Origin of the sequence: Blautia sp. OM07-19 (assembly GCF_003481595.1) — a bacterium.
Lineage (GTDB): Bacteria > Bacillota > Clostridia > Lachnospirales > Lachnospiraceae > Blautia_A > Blautia_A intestinihominis.
The window spans coordinates 1-1,436 of sequence record NZ_QULA01000070.1 but is presented as its reverse complement, the minus strand read 5'-3'; the positions used below and the strand labels follow the sequence as shown (position 1 = coordinate 1,436).

Here is a 1,436-nt window from a genome sequence, read left to right as displayed (position 1 = left end):
TGTTATAGATGAGCCGGCAGCATCCCAGTGTTCTGTGGATGAGGTTTTTCTGTTCTCTGTTCGGGTAGATCCTGAATTTGATCCCTTTTTGCATTATCCCATCTTATCCTTTTGTCTCTGCGATGTTTTCTGGTTCTCAATATACTGTTTTACTGTTTCCAGCGGAGCACCGTCCACGGTAGATACAAAATAGCTGTTTGTCCACAGAGTCGGCATTTTGGTTTTAAGATACGGAAATTCCTGTCTTAAGATCCTGGACGTATAGCTTTTGAAAGATTTTACAGCTTTGTGGATACCCAGCTGAGGATCTACTTCCAGCAGCATATGAACATGATCTGGCATGATTTTCATTTCCAGAATGTCTACAGAAAGATTTGCAGCATACTCTGTGAGCAGCTCTTTCAGCCGGACATCTACACCATTAGTTAATACTTTTCGTCTATATTTTGGGCACCATACCACATGATACTTACAGGAATAGACGATATTGTTATTGGATTTATATGTTGTGTTCATATTTGTATTATATTATATTTTTGCAATTAATACAATCATTGTTTTGTCCATCTTCAATTACTTGCGTAAATTCGATGGACGCGTCTTATATCCCCGTAGCTAAAGCCTTAACTTGACCCATAAGTAATCATAGATATTTATATGTTCCCATGTTATACTAAAGAAAAAGGGGAGATCCAAATGACGGCGGAATACAAGAACTGGCAAGAAGAGTTTGTGGACATAAATTTTACTGACCAGCGTTTGAAGTCACGTTTCTTCAAGATCATAGACGCTTTTGCAGCATCGCCCGGAAAATCTACTTGGGCAGCTACCGGCTCCAGAAGTTCTGCCAAAGCGGCATACCGTTTCTTTAGTAATAGCGAGATATCCAAAGATGAATTACTTGACAGCATATCCAGAGCAACTGTAGAAAAAATAAAATGTGCAGATGCAGAGTGGATCTTAGCTGTTCAGGATACTACCGCTGTTGGATTTGGAGACCGGAAAGCGATCCAGGGAATGGGATACTATTGCAGTACGGAGCAAAGGGGAATGCTGGTCCATTCTTGCATCGCCGTGACAGACCAGGGGATCCCTTTGGGTATTATCTACCAGGAGACAAATACACGGGAAAAGCCGAAGGACGATTCCCAGACAAAAGAGCAAAAACGTTCCAGACCAATAGAGGAAAAAGAAAATTTCCGATGGCTGGACAGCATGCGTGAGACACTGCTGAGAATGCCAGCGGATATCCCAATATTAACAGTATGTGACCGGGAAGGTGATTTCTATGAATTTTTCTCAGAAGCAGCGGATCTGAAAGCAAATTTTCTGATCCGGATCGTACAAAATCGTATGGTAGATGATGGGAAAAAGATCTTTCATGAATTACGTAGTTCCCCAGTGGCAGGAAGCATGGTTGTCCGGATGAGCCGGAA

3 protein-coding genes are annotated in these 1,436 nt (G+C 41.8%); 1 reads left to right on the top strand and 2 read right to left on the bottom strand.

Annotated elements, in window-relative coordinates:
- Positions 1-94, bottom strand: a 94-nt coding sequence (locus DXC01_RS21390; protein ID WP_147399653.1) for a helix-turn-helix domain-containing protein, incomplete at its 3' end; no start/stop codon positions are given.
- Positions 94-516: an IS200/IS605 family transposase gene (gene tnpA, locus DXC01_RS19680; protein WP_118699665.1), complete on the bottom strand. Its 423-nt coding sequence runs from the start codon at positions 514-516 to the stop codon at positions 94-96. The genes DXC01_RS21390 and tnpA, both read right to left, overlap by 1 nt.
- 180 nt (positions 517-696) lie before the next feature.
- Here tnpA and DXC01_RS19675 point away from each other — a divergent pair.
- The coding region (locus DXC01_RS19675) for an IS4/Tn5 family transposase DNA-binding protein (protein ID WP_279221589.1) at positions 697-1,436 on the top strand (740 nt) is incomplete at its 3' end.